Origin of the sequence: Pseudoalteromonas sp. Of7M-16, assembly GCF_022347805.1 — a bacterium.
GTDB classification, from domain to species: domain Bacteria; phylum Pseudomonadota; class Gammaproteobacteria; order Enterobacterales; family Alteromonadaceae; genus Pseudoalteromonas; species Pseudoalteromonas luteoviolacea_F.
The window spans coordinates 230,841-248,835 of the sequence record NZ_JAKRFY010000005.1; the positions used below are offsets into that span (position 1 = coordinate 230,841).

The window sequence follows — 17,995 nt, forward strand, 5'->3', positions numbered from 1 at the left end:
TGGCAAAAAATGAAATAATATTGCTAAAGGCAAGGTCTAGTTAGCATGACCCAAAAACAAAAACGTTACGAATCTTTGGTTCAGGTTTACCATACGGAGTTATACCGCTTTGCTTATTGGTTATGCCAAGATCCAACCATTGCAGAGGATTTGGTTCAGGAAACATTTTTACGTGCATGGCGCTCATTAGACGCACTGCAAGATGAAAAAGCAGCCAAATCCTGGTTATTAACTATTTTACGACGAGAAAATGCACGTCGTTTTGAGAGAAAACAATTTGATTACGCTGATGTCGAGAACGACACATTGGTCGACACCAAAAGTACAGCGTTAGATGATGAAATGGAACAAACTGTCGTACAAAGGCAAATTAGTCGATTAGCTCCAGAATATAGAGAGCCACTTTTACTGCAAGTTGTGATGGGGTGCTCAGGAGACGAGATCGCGGACATTTTAGAATTAAACAAAAATACAGTAATGACAAGACTGTATAGAGCAAGAAATCAGCTAAAAGAGGCACTAACTAACGTGAATGAATCAGCAAAGGGGGCATCAAACTGATGGATGATTTAGAATTTCGCCGTCGCCTGTTCGCCGATCCAAGCGATGAGCAACTTATAGACGAAGCGGAACAAGATCCAGCTAAAAAGCGTTTGCTTGACGAGGCGCAAGATTTCGACGCCTTGCTAGGTAATGCGTTAAATGTGCCTGTACCCGATGATTTGCAGGCAAAGCTGCTGAAAAACATGGAATCTGAGTCTGACACACAGTCATCGGAAAACGTTGTACAGCTATCTTGGTATAAGCGTTTTACTGTGCCAATTGCCTCAGCTGCATCGGTCGCTTTAGCTGTAATGGTGTATTTCAGTACAGTTGTGCCAACGCCTTTATACGCTGGCGAGCATGCTCTAGAACACGTTTATTATGAAGAAAGCGCTTTAAAGCTGAGTAAAGAAGTCACTTTGCAAGTGGTTAACGAAAAGCTTGCTATGCTCGGTGGTAAACTTGAGTCACTTCCCGGTAAAGTAACATATGCTACTTTTTGTAATTTTAAAGGTCAGCGCAGCTTGCACTTAATCTTTCAATCAGATCACGGGCCGATGACGGTATTTATTGTACCAAGTGAAAGTAATGATTACCGTCAAGGTGATACTCAATTTAACGATGATCGTTACAGTGGCTCAATCAATAAAGGAGCAAATGCAGACACCATTTTAGTTGCAAAATTGGGCGCTCCTCTCGATAAATATCAAGGAGAAGTCAACGACTCCTTACGTTGGCTGTAAAACAGGGCGTGTAAAGCGCCCTTTTTGTTCCCGAATCAATCCTATTTCAGTTCAATTTCTTGTCTAATTTCATTAGAATGACAAACAGTATTTAAACTTAGAGGAAAACCATGAAACAATTTTTTGTTTTATTGACTATCGTTTCGATGTTATTTGCAACAGCTTTTGACGCTGAGGCTCGTAAGAAGTTTGGCGGCAAGAAAAAAGGCAAAACACATCAGACATCCACTGTACAACAAAAAAAGCAAGTTGATACTAAATCTCTTGCTGCACAGCAAGGCACTAAAAAGAAATCGAGTAAAAAAGGCATTATGGCTGGTGTTTTAGGTGGTCTGCTAGCAGGTGGCCTGATCGCTGCAATGATGGGTGATGATTTTGAGGGTTTCCAATTCCTTGAGATGATCCTATTCGCCATCGCAGCATTTGTTCTTTTCAAAGTCATAATGGGCTTTATGCGCAAAAAGCAACAGCCACAAATGGCAGGAGCTCCTAACTTTGGTCAGCAACAACAGCAGCAAAACCAAAGCTTCTCGCAACCTCAGCAATTTCAAGCAAACCAGACTGGCGGAGGATTTGGAGCACAACAAGAAGTACCATTTAACTTGCCACGTGATTTCGACGTAAACGGCTTCCTACAAGGTGCTCGTTCGCACTACCAAACAATTCAAACCGCTTGGAACAAGAAAGACTACGCAACAATGGCTGAATACTTGAGCCCAGAGCTTGTTGAAGAGTTCCGTCAAGAGCGTGAGCAGCAAGGCGACGTGGCAACGGAAGTTATGTTTGTTGATGCAGAACTTGCTCGTGCTGATGTAAATGCTGACAAGTGGGAGATCAGCGTGATGTTCCGAGGCAAATACCGTGACTTAGGTGATATGCAAGAAGAGCCAATTCACGAAGTTTGGCACTTAGAGCGCAAAACACAAGGCGACGCGCCTTGGCTTATCGTAGGTGTTGAAGACCTAATTGAAAGCTAATTATAAGCGTTAAAAATGGGCTCTAAAGGAGCCCATTTTTTATCTGTCTGTTTTGTAAAACTATTTTTAAACTATCAGCACATAGACCACATATACAAAAACACTCGGTATCTCACGACTTTTACGTACACATACGGGCTATTTCAACAATAAACAAACTAGGCCAACGCCCAGGCTCAAGCAGAGCTGTTCACCACATTCATATTTAATCCTGTATTAACTTATTCCCCTTTCCTCATCAAGCTTTAGCTCTAGGTCGCATATTGCTGGTAAGGTGGCAAACCCCCACTCAGTTAACCTCTGATAAGACTGGATGAAATCGAAAACTTGACGATTTGTCATGCCAACTCCTTTAGCCGCAATCAGCTTTTTTTCTTGCTCTAGACGCCACTTAAAAACTCGTTCAAAACTCTGACCATTCAAAAAAACCAATTTATCGAAGAGCTTGAACAATATCTGATAGTCCGCCGCTAAAAAGTGGTTTACCTGCGTACGATACTGGCCCATAGCATCGTTTTTCTGTTCAAATACGTTACAAGCACCTTGTATCAAATCTGCTGGTTGCACAGGTAGACCAAGGCACCACCCTTCAATGATAAGTACATCAAGCTTGGAAGACACCCGTTTCCATGCTGAAACTGGATAAGGGTTATCTGTCGATTTATCAAACTGAGGTAATATAAAAGGTTGACACTGTTTAAACTGTGTGATGGCTGATATTGCAGCTTGCACATCATGAGTGCCGGGTGCACCACGAGTCGCGAAAGGAGCACTCAGACGTTTCGCAAGGTTTTGACGTTCAGATTTACCGTAATAAAAGTCATCAATTGATACAAACTCGGCCAGATAGCCATGTGCACGTAAGTATGCAACATAATATGCAGCCAAAGTGGACTTGCCACTCCCTTGGCAGCCACTTATGGCTATACATTGAGGCTCAACTTGGCTATTAACTGTACTTTTAAACCAAGCGAGCGCTTTTTCAGTTTGCTGTATATATTGAGTGGGGACTTTGTGTGTTTCACAAAACAGCCTTTGCCACGATGCCAAAGCAGACATTTACATCACTTCAAATTTGTATCCAACACCATAGATAGAGTGGATAAACTCGCTATCAGGGGCAATGTCTTGTAGCTTTTTGCGTATTTTTTTTATGTGGCTATCGATAGTCCTATCACTGACCACACGGTCATCATCATAGATTGAATCCATTAATCGTGCACGGTTGTAGACACGTCCTGGGTGCTTAAACATAGTCTTTAGCAACATGAACTCGACATGCGTTAAATCGGTCCGTTGACCGTTATAATTAACAAACAATGTCTCTTCATCCAACACTAAACCTGTTTGTATCGGCGTTGAACTACTGGTACGCCTAAGAATAGCTTTAACACGCGCAACGACTTCTTTTGGACTGTAAGGCTTGCATACGTAATCATCAGCGCCGACCTCTAAACCAAGTAGTCTATCGATTTCTTCGACTTTCGCGGTTGTCATAACAATTGGTACATCTGAATCTTTGCGTACCTGTGTACAGATCTCAATGCCATCAACAGAAGGCAGCATTAAGTCCAATAAAATAATGTCGGGTGTAAAAGTTCGTACTTTTTTTAATGCTTCAGCACCATCCATAACAATATCGAACTCATATCCAGCTTGCTCAAGATATTTACCTAATACAATTGCTAGTTTTTCTTCGTCTTCGACAATTAGTACTTTTTGTTTATTCATTTCAATGCCTTGGTGGTACTTTTCTGCTGTTAGTTTTGAATATATCAGCAATATTTACAAAATCCAGGTTAACCAAACTGCCATTTATTGCTCAAGAGGAAGCAAGACATCGACGCTAACACCGCCCAACTCGCTTTCACTCGCTTTGATAGAGCCATTATGTGCTTGAACAATACTGGCACAAATAGCGAGCCCCAACCCAGAACCTCCTGAAGCCCTATCTCTAGCCTTATCCACTCGGTAGAGTCTATCAAATAGTTTTGGCAGCAATTCAGGATCTACACCCGGGCCACTGTCTTGCCATCGGATCAACAGATGGTTTTCTTCTTGAGAGATCACAACCTTAATTTTGCCGGCTAAGGCATCGCTAGAGTCAGTATAACGCAGCGTATTTTGCATAAAATTACCAAACAACTGAGAAAGCCGCGCTTCGTCACAATACAGCACTGTCTTTGATTGCACATCGATCGCCCACTCAAAGTGCTTGCTCTTCAGTGTGGCTAAGTGCGCATCAAAAGTATGGCCAATTATCTCTGAAATATCACACTCTGACATGTGGTAACTGAGCGATCCTCTATCTGACATAGAAAGCTGGTGTAAATCATCAACCAACTTTGTTAGCCGATTAATCTCATCATAGAGTGAATGAAGCTGAGCTTCGTCTGACTCGATAATGCCATCAATCATCCCTTCAAGCTCAGCCTTAAATACCGCGATCGGCGTTCTCAACTCATGAGAAATATCAGCGATCCACTGCTGTCTAGAGTGCTGGTTTTCCGCCAGTGTAATTGCCAATGTGTTTAAATCTCTAGCAAGCAGCCCGAGCTCATCTTTACTATATGATTTAAAAGGTGCTTCGTAATTGCCTGACGCTATTTTTTTTGCCGCAGCTCTTAACGATAGAACTGGCGCGACTAAAAAGCGGCTAAATGGAATAGCTAATAGGCTACTAACCAGCATCGCTATAATCGCAATACCTAAAAACCAATGCTGCTGCCTGTTGGCGAAAACTGAATCTAATGAATTGCTTATTTCGAGGCCATTTTCAAGCCCGATATACCCGAGAAGCTTGCCTGAGTTGTCTTCATTTTCATACACTTCGAGCCAAAGTGTTTTATTTTTACTGTCCTTTTTTCCTTTCAATAGCTCACCAGTAGCTGACTTAAATACCAACCTAGCTTGTGCCCCTCGCATGTGCCTAGGAGGGCGATCTTCTCTTCCCTCACGTCTTTCAGGCTCAGCCGGTCGATGATGTCTGGGCGGCCCTCTTCGTGGGCGCCTTACCATGTCGTCTATCTCATCTTGTGAGCGACCGTGAAACTCTCCAACCAATCTTGTCCAATGGGGGTTTCTTCTTGTCATCCACCCTTCACCGTACATTTCAAAGTTCTCTCTGATAGTTGGCAAAATTGCGGTTAATTTAGCACGGCTACTGTCTTGCAAGTATTCTTTAAAGCTCTTTTCAAATGCCAGCTGATTTGCATAGTACACTGCCGATATAAGCACTGCGTTAACTAACAGCAATATAGCTAGCAGCTTTCGTCTTAGGGTTAACCTCATCGACACTCCATAAAAATCAAAGATACAAGCAGTAACTTAGCACCTAGCCTCACGATTACTGTTATATGGATCAATGCAGGTGGCGTAAGTCGCATATACAAGGCTGGTTTGTAGTCTACTGCAGAAATTATCAAATAAGATTGTGCAAAAATAGTGGAAGTTAGGTAAGCGAAGGCGATGAATTTACCTTCGCAATGGGTTAAAACGCCTTAGTTAAACTGAACGATTTCTAGGCCGACAACGTAACTGTCTTCTGCGGATTCATTACTGCTGCAACGAACAACTTTAGCACTGGCATTAAACGGAGGAATCGTTGTGCTTTTGCTGTTGATGAACACCGCAACCATCTCTCCAATTTCCAATGGGTGTTCAATTTCGATTGACAGCCCCGTAGCACTTAGGTCTTGACAAGTTCCAAGTAATTTTTCACCTGACTGGTTAACAGTCAACTCTGCTTGCGCATTGACCATCATACGCATAAAGCGACGCTTATCTTCATGGATCATAGTGAGCTCCTAGACCATATTTTTTATTTTTTCCAAAAGCGATTGCATAGCGAATGGTTTTACCACATATTCATCACAACCTGCTTCATATCCTGCTTGTTTTTCTTGTTCAGATTCTAGACCTGATACCATCATGACCGGAATATCTTTGGTTTCGGGTGTATTTTTCAACATGCGGCAAGTGTCATACCCGTCCAACCCGGGCATACAGACGTCTAACAAAATGACATCAGGTGGATCAGCTATCGCATTAGATAAACAACTGATCCCAGATTCCGCATAACTGAATTTAAACGCATCTGACAAAGCCATCGACAACATTTCGTAGTTAAAGTACTCATCATCAACAACTAACACATGCGGTGTTCTACTCCGTCTTTGCTGCGTGGACATAGTCAATGTCGCTTCCTTATCACAATCCAAAAATTTAAATCCTCTTATTAAGGTAATTGGCTGAAAGCAAAATGCAAGTCAATTCCTATAAATCCAACTCATTTAACGCATTCATAACACGCTTAGCTGAAATTGGATAAGGTGTACCTAAGGTTTGAGCGAACAATGACACTCTTAGTTCCTGTATCATCCAAAAAATATGTGTCAAACCATCTGGTGTTGGCATTCCCTTGGCAACTTTCTTACACTTTTGAGCATACAACTCAGATACCTTATCTAACTCTAGTACGCATAAGCGATCTCGGTTAGGGTCTACAGGTAATTTTTCTAATCGTTTTTCTATTGCCCTGAGATAACGCAATAAATCTGGCATTTTGTCTGCACCATGCCCACTGACAAATCCCTTAAATATGAGCGATTCTAATTGAGATTTGATATCGCCATGAGCTGTGATCATGGTTAAATCTACCCTGCCTTTCATTCGCTTGTTGACACTATGTGCAATACTTAATACCTGTTCAACCTGTGATGCTATTTCAACGACTTTGTCACCCAGCTCACCGCGAATAAACTCTTTTGCGGTTTCAAACTCAGCCTCATCTCGGATGGCTTCAAACTGTCTCAATAGACTGTCTACACCTGCAGCTGTGCAATCAGCAATAAGATCATGGATCTTACCAAAAGGATTGAAATATAAGCCTAGCTTCGCTTTATTTGGCAAGTGCTGTTGTAAATACTTCACCGGAGATGGAATATTTAACAATACTAACCGTCGCAAGCCCAGTTGATGCGCTTGCGCTGCTTTTTCTGGGTGGTCAAACAGTGTGATGGCTGTGCTGTCTTTTTTATCAACTAAAGCAGGGAAAGCCTTAATCTCATATCCACCTTGTGTTTTGGTATACTCTTGGGGTAGCTTACCAAAAACCCACTCTGTTAAATTTTCTTGCTCAATTCCCTTTTCTGCAACTTTAGAGAGAGTTTGTGACACTTTGCCTTGTAATTGCTCTTTCAATGCGTCGAGATCAAATCCATGGGCAATCACTTTTCCACTGTCATCAACCACTTCAAATTGCATTTTCAGGTGTGTTTCAAGTGACGCTGTATCCCAATCATCTTGTGAAACTTTAACACCAGTCATTCGCAATAGTCGCGTCGCGAGCGACTCTAATAGAGAGCCTTGCAACGGCTCTATAGAGGCCAATACAGCATCTGCATAATTTGGCGCCGGTACGAAGTTTCTTCTCAGCGTTTTTGGTAAGCTTTTAATCAGCGCGCAAATTAAGTCATGTCTCAATGCCGGAATATGCCAATCAAAGCCTTCGTTTTGTACTTGATTCAATAGAGCTAAAGGGACATTGACAGTCACACCATCTACCGATTTACCTGGCTCAAAATGATAGCTCAGAGGAAGGATCAAATTGCCTTGCTGCCACATATCTGGGTAATCAAAAGCTGTTACTTTATCAGCACCATGCTGCATTAGAGACTCTCGGTTCATGTGCAAAACTCGTTTGTCACTTTGCTTTTTGAACCAATGATTAAATGCAGCGCGGTTGTTTACATCACTAGGAATACGCTCGTCGTAAAACTCAAACATGGTTTGCTCATCAACCAAGATATCTCGACGCCTAGCTTTGTTTTCTAATGATTGGATCTCTTCTACAAGAGATTGATTATATTCCAAAAACTGCGCTTTTTGACCAAGCTGTTGGCCTATTAAGGCCTCTTTAATGAAAAGCTCTCGGCTCATCACTGGATCAATTTGGCTATAGACCGTGCGCTTTCTCGAAATAATGGTTAAGCCATATAAAGTTTGCTGTTCAAACGCGATAACCGCACCCTGTTTCTTTTCCCAGTGTGGTTCACTATAGCTGCGCTTTACCAAATGTTGCGCGAGTGGCGCAACCCAAGCCAAATCAATCTTGGCATTGATCCGGGCATACAGCTTGCTGGTTTCAACGAGTTCTGCAGACATCAACCATTTTGGACTCTTTTTGAATAAAGCAGAGCCTGGGAAAATATGAAATAAGCTATTTCGTGCCCCTTTATAATGCTGTTTCTCGTCTTTCATGCCAATATGACTGAGCATGCCACTTAGCAAAGATTGATGAATAGCCTCAAAACTCGCTTCATTTCCCGACCCTTTATAGTCCATTTCATCACAGACTGTTTTGAGCTGATAAACAATGTCTTGCCACTCTCGAATACGCATGTAGGCTAAAAAATCTTTCTGACATTGCTTTCTAAACTGACTTCGAGAAAGCGCCTCTTGCTGCTCCTCTAGGTACTGCCAAAGATTCAAAAATGCCATAAAGTCTGAATTTGGATCTTCAAATCTACCGTGTTTTTCATCGGCAGCCCCCCGTTTTTCCTGCGGCCTCTCTCGTGGATCTTGGATAGACAAAGCCGCTGCTATAACAATCACTTCATTTAGCGCACCTTGATCGACTGATGCCATCACCATTTTTGCCAAGCGAGGATCAATTGGTAAACGGCTGAGCTTGCGACCCGATTGTGTTAACTTTGCGTTCTCACGGCGCGAAGCCGCCTGCACAGCGCCAAGCTCTTCAAGTAATGCCATACCGTCTTTGATATTTCGGCTATCGGGCGCTTGAACAAAAGGAAACTTTGCAATGTCACCTAACCCCAGAGCCAACATCTGAAGAATAACGGAAGCGAGATTCGTTCTCAGAATTTCTGGATCGGTAAACTCTGGTCGAGATACAAAATCCTCCTCAGAGTACAGTCGTATACAAATACCTGCGGCGACACGTCCACAGCGCCCCATTCTTTGGTTTGCACTTGCTTGGGAAACCGCTTCAATCGGCAGTCGCTGCACTTTGGTGCGATAGCTGTAGCGACTTATTCGTGCGGTACCTGGGTCAATTACATACCGGATCCCAGGCACTGTTAACGACGTTTCCGCAACGTTGGTTGCAAGCACAATTCGGCGATGGCTATGAGGGGCAAATATACGGTTTTGTTCAGCATTAGATAAACGTGCAAACAAAGGTAAAATTTCAACCCCTTTTAAATTGCGTTTTGCCAGCGCATCGGCTGTATCTCGGATCTCTCGCTCGCCATTCATAAATATTAATATATCACCCGATCCAGCTTCGCACAGTTCATCAACTGCATCGAAAATGCCTTGAAGTTGATCGTTTTCTGCTTCGCTTTGATCGCCTGAAACATCAATTACGGGACGATAACGTACTTCAACAGGGAAAGTCCTCCCCGATACTTCAATGATTGGGGCATTATTAAAGTGCTTAGAAAAACGTTCTGGATCTATGGTTGCTGAAGTAATTATGACTTTAAGATCGGGCCTTTTTGGCAATAGGTTTTTCAAATAACCAAGAATGAAATCAATATTTAAACTACGTTCGTGCGCTTCGTCAATGATGATGGTGTCATATTGGTTTAGGAATCTATCTTGCTGAATTTCAGCAAGCAAAATACCGTCAGTCATCAACTTTACGTAACTTTTATCGGATACTTGGTCGCTAAACCTGATTTTAAAACCAACTTCCTCACCGAGCTCACAGCCAACCTCTTCGGCTATGCGGTTAGCAACGCTTCGAGCTGCAAGACGGCGCGGTTGAGTATGTCCAATATACCCATCAATACCACGACCTAGCTCTAAACAAATTTTGGGGAGCTGAGTCGTTTTGCCTGATCCTGTTTCACCAGCGACGATCACCACTTGATTTTCAGCAATCGCTTTCTTAATGTCTTCTTTTTTCTGGCTTACAGGTAATGACTCTGGGTAGGTTACCTCCGGCAACCCTTCTTGGCGTTGTATTTTTAATTGTTGGCTACGTGCAATGGATTCGCCGATCTGAGCAACTACTTTTTGCTGCTTTTTTTCATCGGCTATTTTTTTAACACCTTGCAGACGTTTTTTAAATAGAAACTGATCCTTCTTTAAACAGAAAGGAATATCTGAATATAACGACTTTAAGTCCACTACACGACACCTTGAAAATTCCAAAATCGCCGCGTAGTCTATCAAACCCTAAGGGTTCTACCCAAATAAAAACAGACTTTTAGACAAATCTGTTCCCAGATTCATAGGTATCGTGTAAATGTTTATCGAATGCGAGTAAAACATGAGCACGGGTTATCACGCCCATTAACCTGCCATCTTCGTCACAAACTGGGTATAACTTAGGTTTATCGTTCGACATTTTATCCGCAATTTGCAAGATACTATCATCTGGACTCACACACACTGGCGCGGTATTCATAACGTCTGACACAATGCTATGGGACTCATTTTGATAGGTCGCTTCCAACATTTTTTTAATACAGTCTTGCTCAGACAAAAAGCCAATTACTTTATGATGCTCATCTAACACTGGACCGCCAGACTGCCCGCTTTGTAAAAGCTTTTCAACCGCCATTTCTACACGCATATCTGAACTAAAGGTTACGGGTCTGTGATTTAGATAATCTGCTACTTTAACTGATTGCATTGTTTATTCCCCCAAATAAAATGCCAGCCATTATTATAATAGTAGCTGGCACTGAAAAATTTGCCTAAGAATCAACAATTGCTAACATTATTTAAAAATTCCCACATAAGTTGGCGAGTGGCTAGACTTACTTGCTCTATACATCCCTTTAGTGTTAAACGGCATACTGACATTACCTTTTTTATCAACAATGATGACACCGCCAGTACCACCTGCTTTATACATGGGCCCGAAAATCACCTCTTTGCCAGCTTTGTCTATTGATTTATTTTGATATGAAACCCGTGCGCAGATATCCGCCGCGACATTGTATCGAATAAAATACTCACCATGGCCGGTTGCGGAAACAGCACAAGAAGCGTTATCAGCAAATGTACCAGCTCCTATGATGGGTGAATCGCCAATGCGACCGTAGCGCTTTGCAGTCATACCGCCGGTTGAGGTTCCCGCAGCTAAGTTGCCGTTTTTATCTAGGGCGACCGCGCCCACAGTACCCATTTTAAAGGCTTGCGGCAATGCATTGTGCAAGGCTTGATAATCCTTGGTGCCGCTTTCTTGCTGCTTGAGCTTTTCTTTGGCACGCTGTAACGCTTCACGTCGGTGAGGCGTATTAAAGTATTGTGAGTTAACCAGTTCTAGGCCTTGCTGTTTTGCAAAAGTTTCAGCTCCCTCGCCACTGAGCATAACATGCACGGAGTTATCCATGATCTCACGCGCCAAGTTGATTGGGTTTTTAACGTGCTTTACACCGGAAACAGCGCCTGCTTGGCGATTCTTTCCATCCATAATGGATGCATCGAGTTCGTGATGACCGTCATAGGTATAAACAGCGCCTTTACCAGCATTAAAAAAGGGAGAGTCTTCTAAAATATTGATAGCTCGAGTAATGGCATCCAAACTATCGCCCCCCTGATTAAGCACCTGATACCCCGCCTCAACAGCTTCTTTTAATTTTGCTCGATAAGCCTGTTCTTGTTCTGTCGTAAAGCGACTTCTCTCAATTGTGCCTGCCCCGCCATGGATAGCAATGGCAATTGGACTAGCTGATTGCGTTTGTGCTTTAGCATGTATAGAGGTCATTAATGATAGGGCGGCGGCTAGAACGGTTAACGTGCGCATTCTGTGTTCCTTATTGTTTTTCGTATTTACACATCACTTTATTTTGCAAGATAAACACAAGGAAGGAAGACTGCAACATTATGCGTTGGAAATGTACATTATATTGATAGGTTGATTTAGTGTGCGCTGCACTTTAAAACAAAAAAGCGCCATAAGGCGCTTTTTAGAATCAAAACATTTAAAATTAAGCTTCTTGTGCTTGAGCTTTTAAACGAGCTAAACGTGCAACTTGGTGAGTTGACGTTAGGAAAGCAAAAATTGGTGCTAGGTAGCCACGCTTACGTAGCTCTAGGAAATCTTCGTCGCTTAGTTCATTTAGCTTACGCTCATCTACAAGGTAGATACCGTTGATGTCTTTCTTTTCACCAGCGATTTCAACTGTCAAAGTTTGTTGAACCAGTAGTTCTTTTTCAGCAAGGTACTGAGTGAATACTTCAGTAACACGTGCAAACTCAACGTAGTTTACTAGTGCTTCTTTACGGCGCGCTAGGTACTCAGTTTCTTTGCCATCAGCGAATAGCGCATTGCCTTCTTCTTCGCTTACAAGCGGGCTTGCTTCGTCAATAACGATACCAAACTGATCTTCTTCAGGGTGCTTTACTAGACCAAATGGGTAACGTGCTGCTGCAAGAGGTGCGAAACCAGCTTGCCATTGGTCATCTTTAACGTAAAGGTTTTCGCCTGGCTCTAAGCCAAATAGCGCAACAGCTTGAAACTTACCCGACTCAGTGTTTTTAACAAACGCCATTGGGAACTCAGTCGCTACACGCGCAAACTCATGCGCAACAACTGGGATTAGGTGCTGTGATTTTAGAAATTCAACGTTGATGCCATTTTTAACTTTTAGGTTGGCATGCTTCTCGTTGTGTAAAGGCTGCACTTGTTGCTCCGCCATAATACTACTCCATTCAAATTCGTATTTATTACTTTTAGTGGCCCTAAGGCTATAGGTTTTAGAAACAAAAGAAAAGAGTATTAAAGCTTTAATTTTGATTTATTAACAAAAAATTTTTGTTCAACATTTCAGGTTGTGTAAAGCAGTGTCTGGGTATTAAAGAGAGTGTGTGAAAAACATGCTAACTTTGAGTGATTAACAGGCTATCATAGGGCCTTGTAAAGCTTTGGCAAGGAGACATGAAAAATACTGATAATGGCGTAAGCTATAAAAAAGTTGCAAAAACGCCTAATAAAACCATATGTCCTGAGAGGCCGCATGGGCCTCAGGCGGTTTGCTTTATTGTTTGGCCAACCCAAATTGATGGATTTTTTCAAGCAAAGACTTATTGTCAATTGCTAACTCTCTTGCCTGTTTTTGTTGATATTTGATTGTGCCAATTACGTCAGACATTCTTCTAATTTCAGCTGGTGAAATGAGATTTGAATAGACACAAGTTGGATAAGACATGCCATATAATACATACAGATAGTTATCTATATCAAAAACGTCAAATTTACCACCAAAGTCATAATTTGTGGGCACTTTATATTTCCAAAGTTCCAATTTTTCCCGCAGTGAGTCAGGGATAGATTCAGGCGATCTATTGTCAAGCCAAAACTGACTATCACACCTATCAGAAATGCAATAATGAAGCTTAATAAAATCAATGACCTTGCTCCACATATTGGTCACTGTATTGTTAAAGTGTTTTGCTACAGTTTCAAAAGCCAAAGTGCTAGTTGGTAACGTATCTGCCAACATTTTAGCTGTCACGTCAAATACCAATAACCCAGTTGCCTCCAAAGGCTCTACAAAACCTTGAGAAAGCCCTAGTGCTACACAGTTTTTGCTCCAAGCCTTACTTCTATACCCCACTTTCATATCAATATTGCGTACATTTAGACTGTCTAAATTAGTGCCAATATAGCTTTCTAGTTCGGCATATGCTTGTGTTTCAGTCGTATGGCTCGACGAGTACACATGACCAATACCTTTGCGGCTGTATAAGCCAATATCCCAAATCCAGCCAGCGGTCTGTGCTGTTGAACGAGTATAAGAAGGGATTTGCTCATTGTCTGCGTATGGAACTTGGACTGCGAGCGCTTTATCTGCAAACAACACATCGCCTTTTGCCACAAAAGGCGTTTTCATAGCAGTGCCAAGCAGTAGTGACTTAAATCCGGTGCAGTCAATATACAAATCGGCGGTTTCAACACCGGCGTCCGTCACCAAATGGGAAATCGCACCATCATTGTCCAAAGCGACTTCATCTAGTTCATTGTAGTGATGAACAACCCCCAAATTATTGATTGCATTCTTTTTTAGCAATTCTGAAAATGCGCCTGCATCGAGATGATAAGCATAGCTTGCGGCACCATCAAATTGCGGTTGAGTGATTAACTTTGGTGCTAAATTATGATCGCAAAGTGTCGATTGAAACCCGACAAAATCGGCAAAGTGGATACCAGAATTGTCATTAAGCCATGCCGTCACCAGGCCTAATTCAGAACTAAAAAAATCAAATGGGTGATAATATCGGTGAGTCTTACCAGCTTGCGGGGCCATCCAATTCTCAAATGAGATCCCCTGCTTGAAAGCAACATTACACTCTTTGATAAATTCGCCTTCATCAATACCAAAATATTCGAGCGTCTGTCTCATCATTGGGACCGTACCTTCTCCAACACCTATGGTAGGAATATTTGCCGACTCAATTAATTTAACAACGGTTTCAGAACCTAAAAAACGCTTCCCCAGATGGTTGGCTGCTAACCAGCCTGCGGTGCCACCACCAACAATAACGATTTTTTTAATCATAATAAATACCAAAAAAGGAGCCGAAGCTCCTTATTTTCTAATAATTACTAGTTATTAGTAACGTACAGAAACGCCTACGCTGTAACGAGTAGCTTGCTCATATTCGTATAGAGGGAAGCCATCGTGGAAACCATTTCTAGCTACATGGTCAACAAACGTATTGTTACCATACTGCTCTGCTGATTCACCAGTTAAGTTCACAACATCAAATTTGAAATCAATGTTTTCGTTGAAGTGATAAACTGCACTTAGGTCAACTGAACCAAAACCATGGTGTAAACGGTTACCGTAACTTCCTGTTTCACGGATCATGTAGTCACTACGGTAGTTATATGAAAGACGCGCATAGAACAAGTCATTTTCATAATAACCAGATACGTTATAAGCGTACTTTGAGCTATCGCTTAATTCAATGTTACCATCAGTGAATACGCGAGTCACCTCGCCGTTACCATTAGTAAACTCAGTAGCGTCAGCTTCACCTTTTGTATAGGTGTAGTTAACCATCGAACCGAAACCATTACCAAAATCTTGCTGGTACTGGAATTCGATACCTTGTACTTTACCACCTGGACCGTTGAAGTTTTCTTCAATTGTCCAACCATTTGCAGCTTCTTCAGGAGATAGCGCTGGTAAGCCAAGTCTAGTGATATCGTCCGCAGTCGCGCTACGACGGTTGATAACGATAAAGTTGTCTACGTCTTTGATGAAAGCTGTTAGCGCTAATAGTGAGCTTGAGTTGAAGTACCATTCAACACCAACTTCTGCTTGGTTCGCTGTGAAAGGAACCAGACCTGGGTTACCAAGAGCAACTCTTTGGTCATTGTCTTGTTCGTTCGCAACACCCGATAGTGATGGGTTGAAATACATGTCATTGTACTGTGGACGCGTCATTACTTTTGATGCCGCGATACGTAAAATCTTATCGTCCGCTAAGTCATAAGCAAAGTTAACACTTGGTAGTACTTCACTGTAGTCTGCTGCTTCAACTGTACGCTGATTTGCTAGACCTTCTCTGTAATAAATTGATGAAGCGTCAGTTTGCGCATAACGGATACCAAAGTTACCACGGTAATTCTCGCCGCTGTACTTAGCCATTACGTAGATTGACGTATTTTCTTCTTCAATGTGGCTGTAAGCACCAAAGTCTTCAGTTCTACCCTGAATGCTTGCTTTAGCCCAGCTCTTCATTGCATCGATGTCATAACGACGGATCTTAAGGTTGTCAGCACCAACATCGAATGTACCGTGGTTTGTACCGTCAAGCTCGTATACTGGGTTGAAACAACCTGTCGTTACGTCTTCAGTACATAGATTTTGGTTAAACTCAAAACGTCGGCTTGTCGCTTCATGCTCTGCATATCTAAAACCAACCTTAACAGAGTTGATGAAGTCATGGTCAAGCATATATTCAAAATCTGCTTGGATAAACTGCTCTTCGTCAGTCTTAGGTGTAGCATTGAAGTTACTACCAGTTCCCATTGCAAATGCACCATTAGGTGTATCTGCTGTTACACCTGGTGTGTAAGTAGCTAGGTCAAAGTCTGATGGGAAAGCCCATTTGTGGTGTCCTGACGTAAAGTCATAACTACCATTAGAAAGGTCAAAGTTTGAATTCGGGTTCATAACCATTTCAAAGTCAGTACCACCAGATGAGGTAGTCTCACCGATCACAAACTCTAGTTTATAATTGTCACCTGCATACTCTACTTTCAGATCTAGGTAATCTGAGTTCATCGTCGCTTCACGAGGACGCATTTGAGCGAAGCCTACGCCAAGTGCACCAGCCATAGGCACGCCAGGAGTCGCTTCTGAACCATTACCGTGAATATACGCCGTTGTCGCATCATCCGCACCACGAGTTAACCACATCGCATAGTTTGTGTTGTTCGCGTCCATCTTCATGTCAAGATAGTTAACAACAAAACTTAACGAATCTGTTGGTGCGTACTCAACGGAAGTTGTGAAAGCACTACGCTCACGCTCTTGCTCAAAACCTACTGGGCCTGCACCCCAAGCCCAAAACGCCTCGTTACCTTGACGTTGTAGTTGACGAGTTTGCTGTACAGCCGAGAATAAGAAACCTAAGTTCTCATCATCGTTTTTCCAGCTATACATGCCTGAATATTGTGGATCAGTTTCGCCTGAATCATCAGAGTGTGCAAACTCTAATGAACCATATACTGTGTTTGCATCTAGCTCAAGTGGAGTACGAGTCTTAACGATTACTGTACCACCTACACCACCTTCAATGATATCTGCTTGAGAAGACTTATATACTTCCAAGCCACCAACTAGCTCTGATGGTAAAAGTGTGTAGTTGAATGAACGCTTAGCCGGCTCTAGTACGAACCAACCTGTTGAAGCTACATTCTGACCATTTAAAGTTGTTTTAGTGAAATCAGCACCTGCACCACGGATAGAAACCGCGTCGCCTTCACCAAACTGGCCTTGAATTGTAATACCAGGTACACGCTTAAGTGACTCTGCAATGTTTTTATCTGGAAACTTACCAATGTCTTCTGCAGTAATTGCATCTACAACACCTTCAGCGAAACGCTTAGTATTTAGAGATGCTTCTAAAGAACGACGGATACCACGTACTTCAATTACTTCTACGTCTTCTTTGGCTTGAGTACCGCTATCAGCAACTGCTACACCAGATACACCTGCGGTAAACGCAAGACCAATGTTTGCAGCTAGTAAACTTTTCTTAAAATTATTAGCTAACACAGGATTCCCCTTGAATCATTTTGTTGGTTTTTAAATCACTTCTGCCCAGTGATGATGACAACGCTGTCATCTAATAACAAACCATACACCCAAAATTACATAATCGCTACATGTTTTTTAAACAAAAACGTTAAAATTTTTCACTTAAATTTATAACGCATTGATTAATATAGGATTATGTGTTCTTTGGTTATACTTTGTTACAAACGCGTACTAATATAACACATGATATGCATAAATCTGTAGTTTATGAGGTGATTGATACAAAAATTCTGTATCTAAATAAGTGACTGCATAATATTAATGCAATATCGGAAGAGTTGGTCAATATAATAGCCTGGGCAGAAGCTGTTCAAGGTGATAACCATTCTCAATGACAACGCTGTCATTTTAGAGTATTTTGCACTGCGTGTCCAGTAAAAGCTAAAAAACAGCTACCCTTGCGGGACTACAAACAAAA

14 protein-coding genes are annotated in these 17,995 nt (G+C 42.0%); 3 read left to right on the forward strand and 11 right to left on the reverse strand.

The annotated features are described in order from the left end of the window. Positions 1–45: 45 nt before the first annotated feature. The 3 genes from MHN81_RS07405 (at position 46) to MHN81_RS07415 (ending at position 2,263) form a co-directional block, all read left to right on the forward strand. Complete coding sequence (locus MHN81_RS07405; RefSeq protein ID WP_023401548.1) at positions 46–561, forward strand: sigma-70 family RNA polymerase sigma factor; 516 nt, start codon at positions 46–48, stop codon at positions 559–561. Continuing rightward, a complete protein-coding gene (locus tag MHN81_RS07410) occupies positions 561–1,286 on the forward strand; it encodes a DUF3379 family protein (RefSeq protein ID WP_023401547.1) in 726 nt (241 codons plus the stop codon). The genes MHN81_RS07405 and MHN81_RS07410 overlap by 1 nt, the downstream gene beginning before the upstream one ends. A 110-nt stretch (positions 1,287–1,396) precedes the next feature. Then, positions 1,397–2,263, forward strand: coding sequence for a Tim44-like domain-containing protein (locus MHN81_RS07415; RefSeq protein WP_023401546.1), 867 nt, complete (start codon positions 1,397–1,399; stop codon positions 2,261–2,263). 216 nt (positions 2,264–2,479) lie between these two features. Here the strand turns inward: MHN81_RS07415 and MHN81_RS07420 are convergent, their stop codons facing one another. From MHN81_RS07420 to MHN81_RS07470, 11 genes are all read right to left on the reverse strand, one after another. Continuing rightward, entirely contained in the window at positions 2,480–3,322 is an 843-nt protein-coding gene (locus MHN81_RS07420) for a putative kinase (RefSeq protein WP_023401545.1), read from the reverse strand. Continuing rightward, positions 3,323–3,994, reverse strand: a complete 672-nt coding sequence (locus MHN81_RS07425) for a response regulator (protein ID WP_023401544.1) — start codon at positions 3,992–3,994, stop codon at positions 3,323–3,325. Between the two features lie 84 nt (positions 3,995–4,078). Next, on the reverse strand, positions 4,079–5,554 hold the full coding sequence (locus MHN81_RS07430) for an ATP-binding protein (RefSeq protein ID WP_023401543.1): 1,476 nt from the start codon (positions 5,552–5,554) through the stop codon (positions 4,079–4,081). Between the two features lie 209 nt (positions 5,555–5,763). Then, positions 5,764–6,060, reverse strand: coding sequence for a PilZ domain-containing protein (locus tag MHN81_RS07435; protein ID WP_023401542.1), 297 nt, complete (start codon positions 6,058–6,060; stop codon positions 5,764–5,766). Positions 6,061–6,069: 9 nt separating this feature from the next. Further along, on the reverse strand, positions 6,070–6,453 hold the full coding sequence (locus MHN81_RS07440; RefSeq protein ID WP_036977231.1) for a response regulator: 384 nt from the start codon (positions 6,451–6,453) through the stop codon (positions 6,070–6,072). A gap of 85 nt (positions 6,454–6,538) precedes the next feature. Further along, entirely contained in the window at positions 6,539–10,420 is a 3,882-nt protein-coding gene (gene hrpA, locus MHN81_RS07445; RefSeq protein WP_239425425.1) for an ATP-dependent RNA helicase HrpA, read from the reverse strand. Positions 10,421–10,499: 79 nt separating this feature from the next. After that, complete coding sequence (locus MHN81_RS07450) at positions 10,500–10,928, reverse strand: CBS domain-containing protein (protein ID WP_023401539.1); 429 nt, start codon at positions 10,926–10,928, stop codon at positions 10,500–10,502. Positions 10,929–11,015: 87 nt separating this feature from the next. Next, positions 11,016–12,047: an isoaspartyl peptidase/L-asparaginase gene (locus tag MHN81_RS07455; RefSeq protein WP_023401538.1), complete on the reverse strand. Its 1,032-nt coding sequence runs from the start codon at positions 12,045–12,047 to the stop codon at positions 11,016–11,018. 184 nt (positions 12,048–12,231) lie between these two features. Continuing rightward, positions 12,232–12,942, reverse strand: a complete 711-nt coding sequence (locus MHN81_RS07460) for a SapC family protein (protein ID WP_023401537.1) — start codon at positions 12,940–12,942, stop codon at positions 12,232–12,234. Positions 12,943–13,281: 339 nt separating this feature from the next. Then, positions 13,282–14,802 carry a tryptophan halogenase family protein gene (locus MHN81_RS07465; protein ID WP_239425426.1) on the reverse strand — a complete coding sequence of 507 codons (1,521 nt, stop codon included), beginning with the start codon at positions 14,800–14,802 and terminating at the stop codon, positions 13,282–13,284. 54 nt (positions 14,803–14,856) lie between these two features. After that, complete coding sequence (locus MHN81_RS07470) at positions 14,857–17,535, reverse strand: TonB-dependent receptor (protein ID WP_023401535.1); 2,679 nt, start codon at positions 17,533–17,535, stop codon at positions 14,857–14,859. Positions 17,536–17,995 lie beyond the last annotated feature (460 nt).

Coding starts and splice junctions, on each gene's coding strand:
- MHN81_RS07405 (WP_023401548.1), top strand. CDS start 46: ATGACCCAAAAACAAAAACGTTACGAATCTTTGGTTCAGGTTTACCAT.
- MHN81_RS07410 (WP_023401547.1), top strand. CDS start 561: ATGGATGATTTAGAATTTCGCCGTCGCCTGTTCGCCGATCCAAGCGAT.
- MHN81_RS07415 (WP_023401546.1), top strand. CDS start 1,397: ATGAAACAATTTTTTGTTTTATTGACTATCGTTTCGATGTTATTTGCA.
- MHN81_RS07420 (WP_023401545.1), bottom strand. CDS start 3,322: ATGTCTGCTTTGGCATCGTGGCAAAGGCTGTTTTGTGAAACACACAAA.
- MHN81_RS07425 (WP_023401544.1), bottom strand. CDS start 3,994: ATGAATAAACAAAAAGTACTAATTGTCGAAGACGAAGAAAAACTAGCA.
- MHN81_RS07430 (WP_023401543.1), bottom strand. CDS start 5,554: ATGAGGTTAACCCTAAGACGAAAGCTGCTAGCTATATTGCTGTTAGTT.
- MHN81_RS07435 (WP_023401542.1), bottom strand. CDS start 6,060: ATGATCCATGAAGATAAGCGTCGCTTTATGCGTATGATGGTCAATGCG.
- MHN81_RS07440 (WP_036977231.1), bottom strand. CDS start 6,453: ATGTCCACGCAGCAAAGACGGAGTAGAACACCGCATGTGTTAGTTGTT.
- MHN81_RS07450 (WP_023401539.1), bottom strand. CDS start 10,928: ATGCAATCAGTTAAAGTAGCAGATTATCTAAATCACAGACCCGTAACC.
- MHN81_RS07455 (WP_023401538.1), bottom strand. CDS start 12,047: ATGCGCACGTTAACCGTTCTAGCCGCCGCCCTATCATTAATGACCTCT.
- MHN81_RS07460 (WP_023401537.1), bottom strand. CDS start 12,942: ATGGCGGAGCAACAAGTGCAGCCTTTACACAACGAGAAGCATGCCAAC.
- MHN81_RS07465 (WP_239425426.1), bottom strand. CDS start 14,802: ATGATTAAAAAAATCGTTATTGTTGGTGGTGGCACCGCAGGCTGGTTA.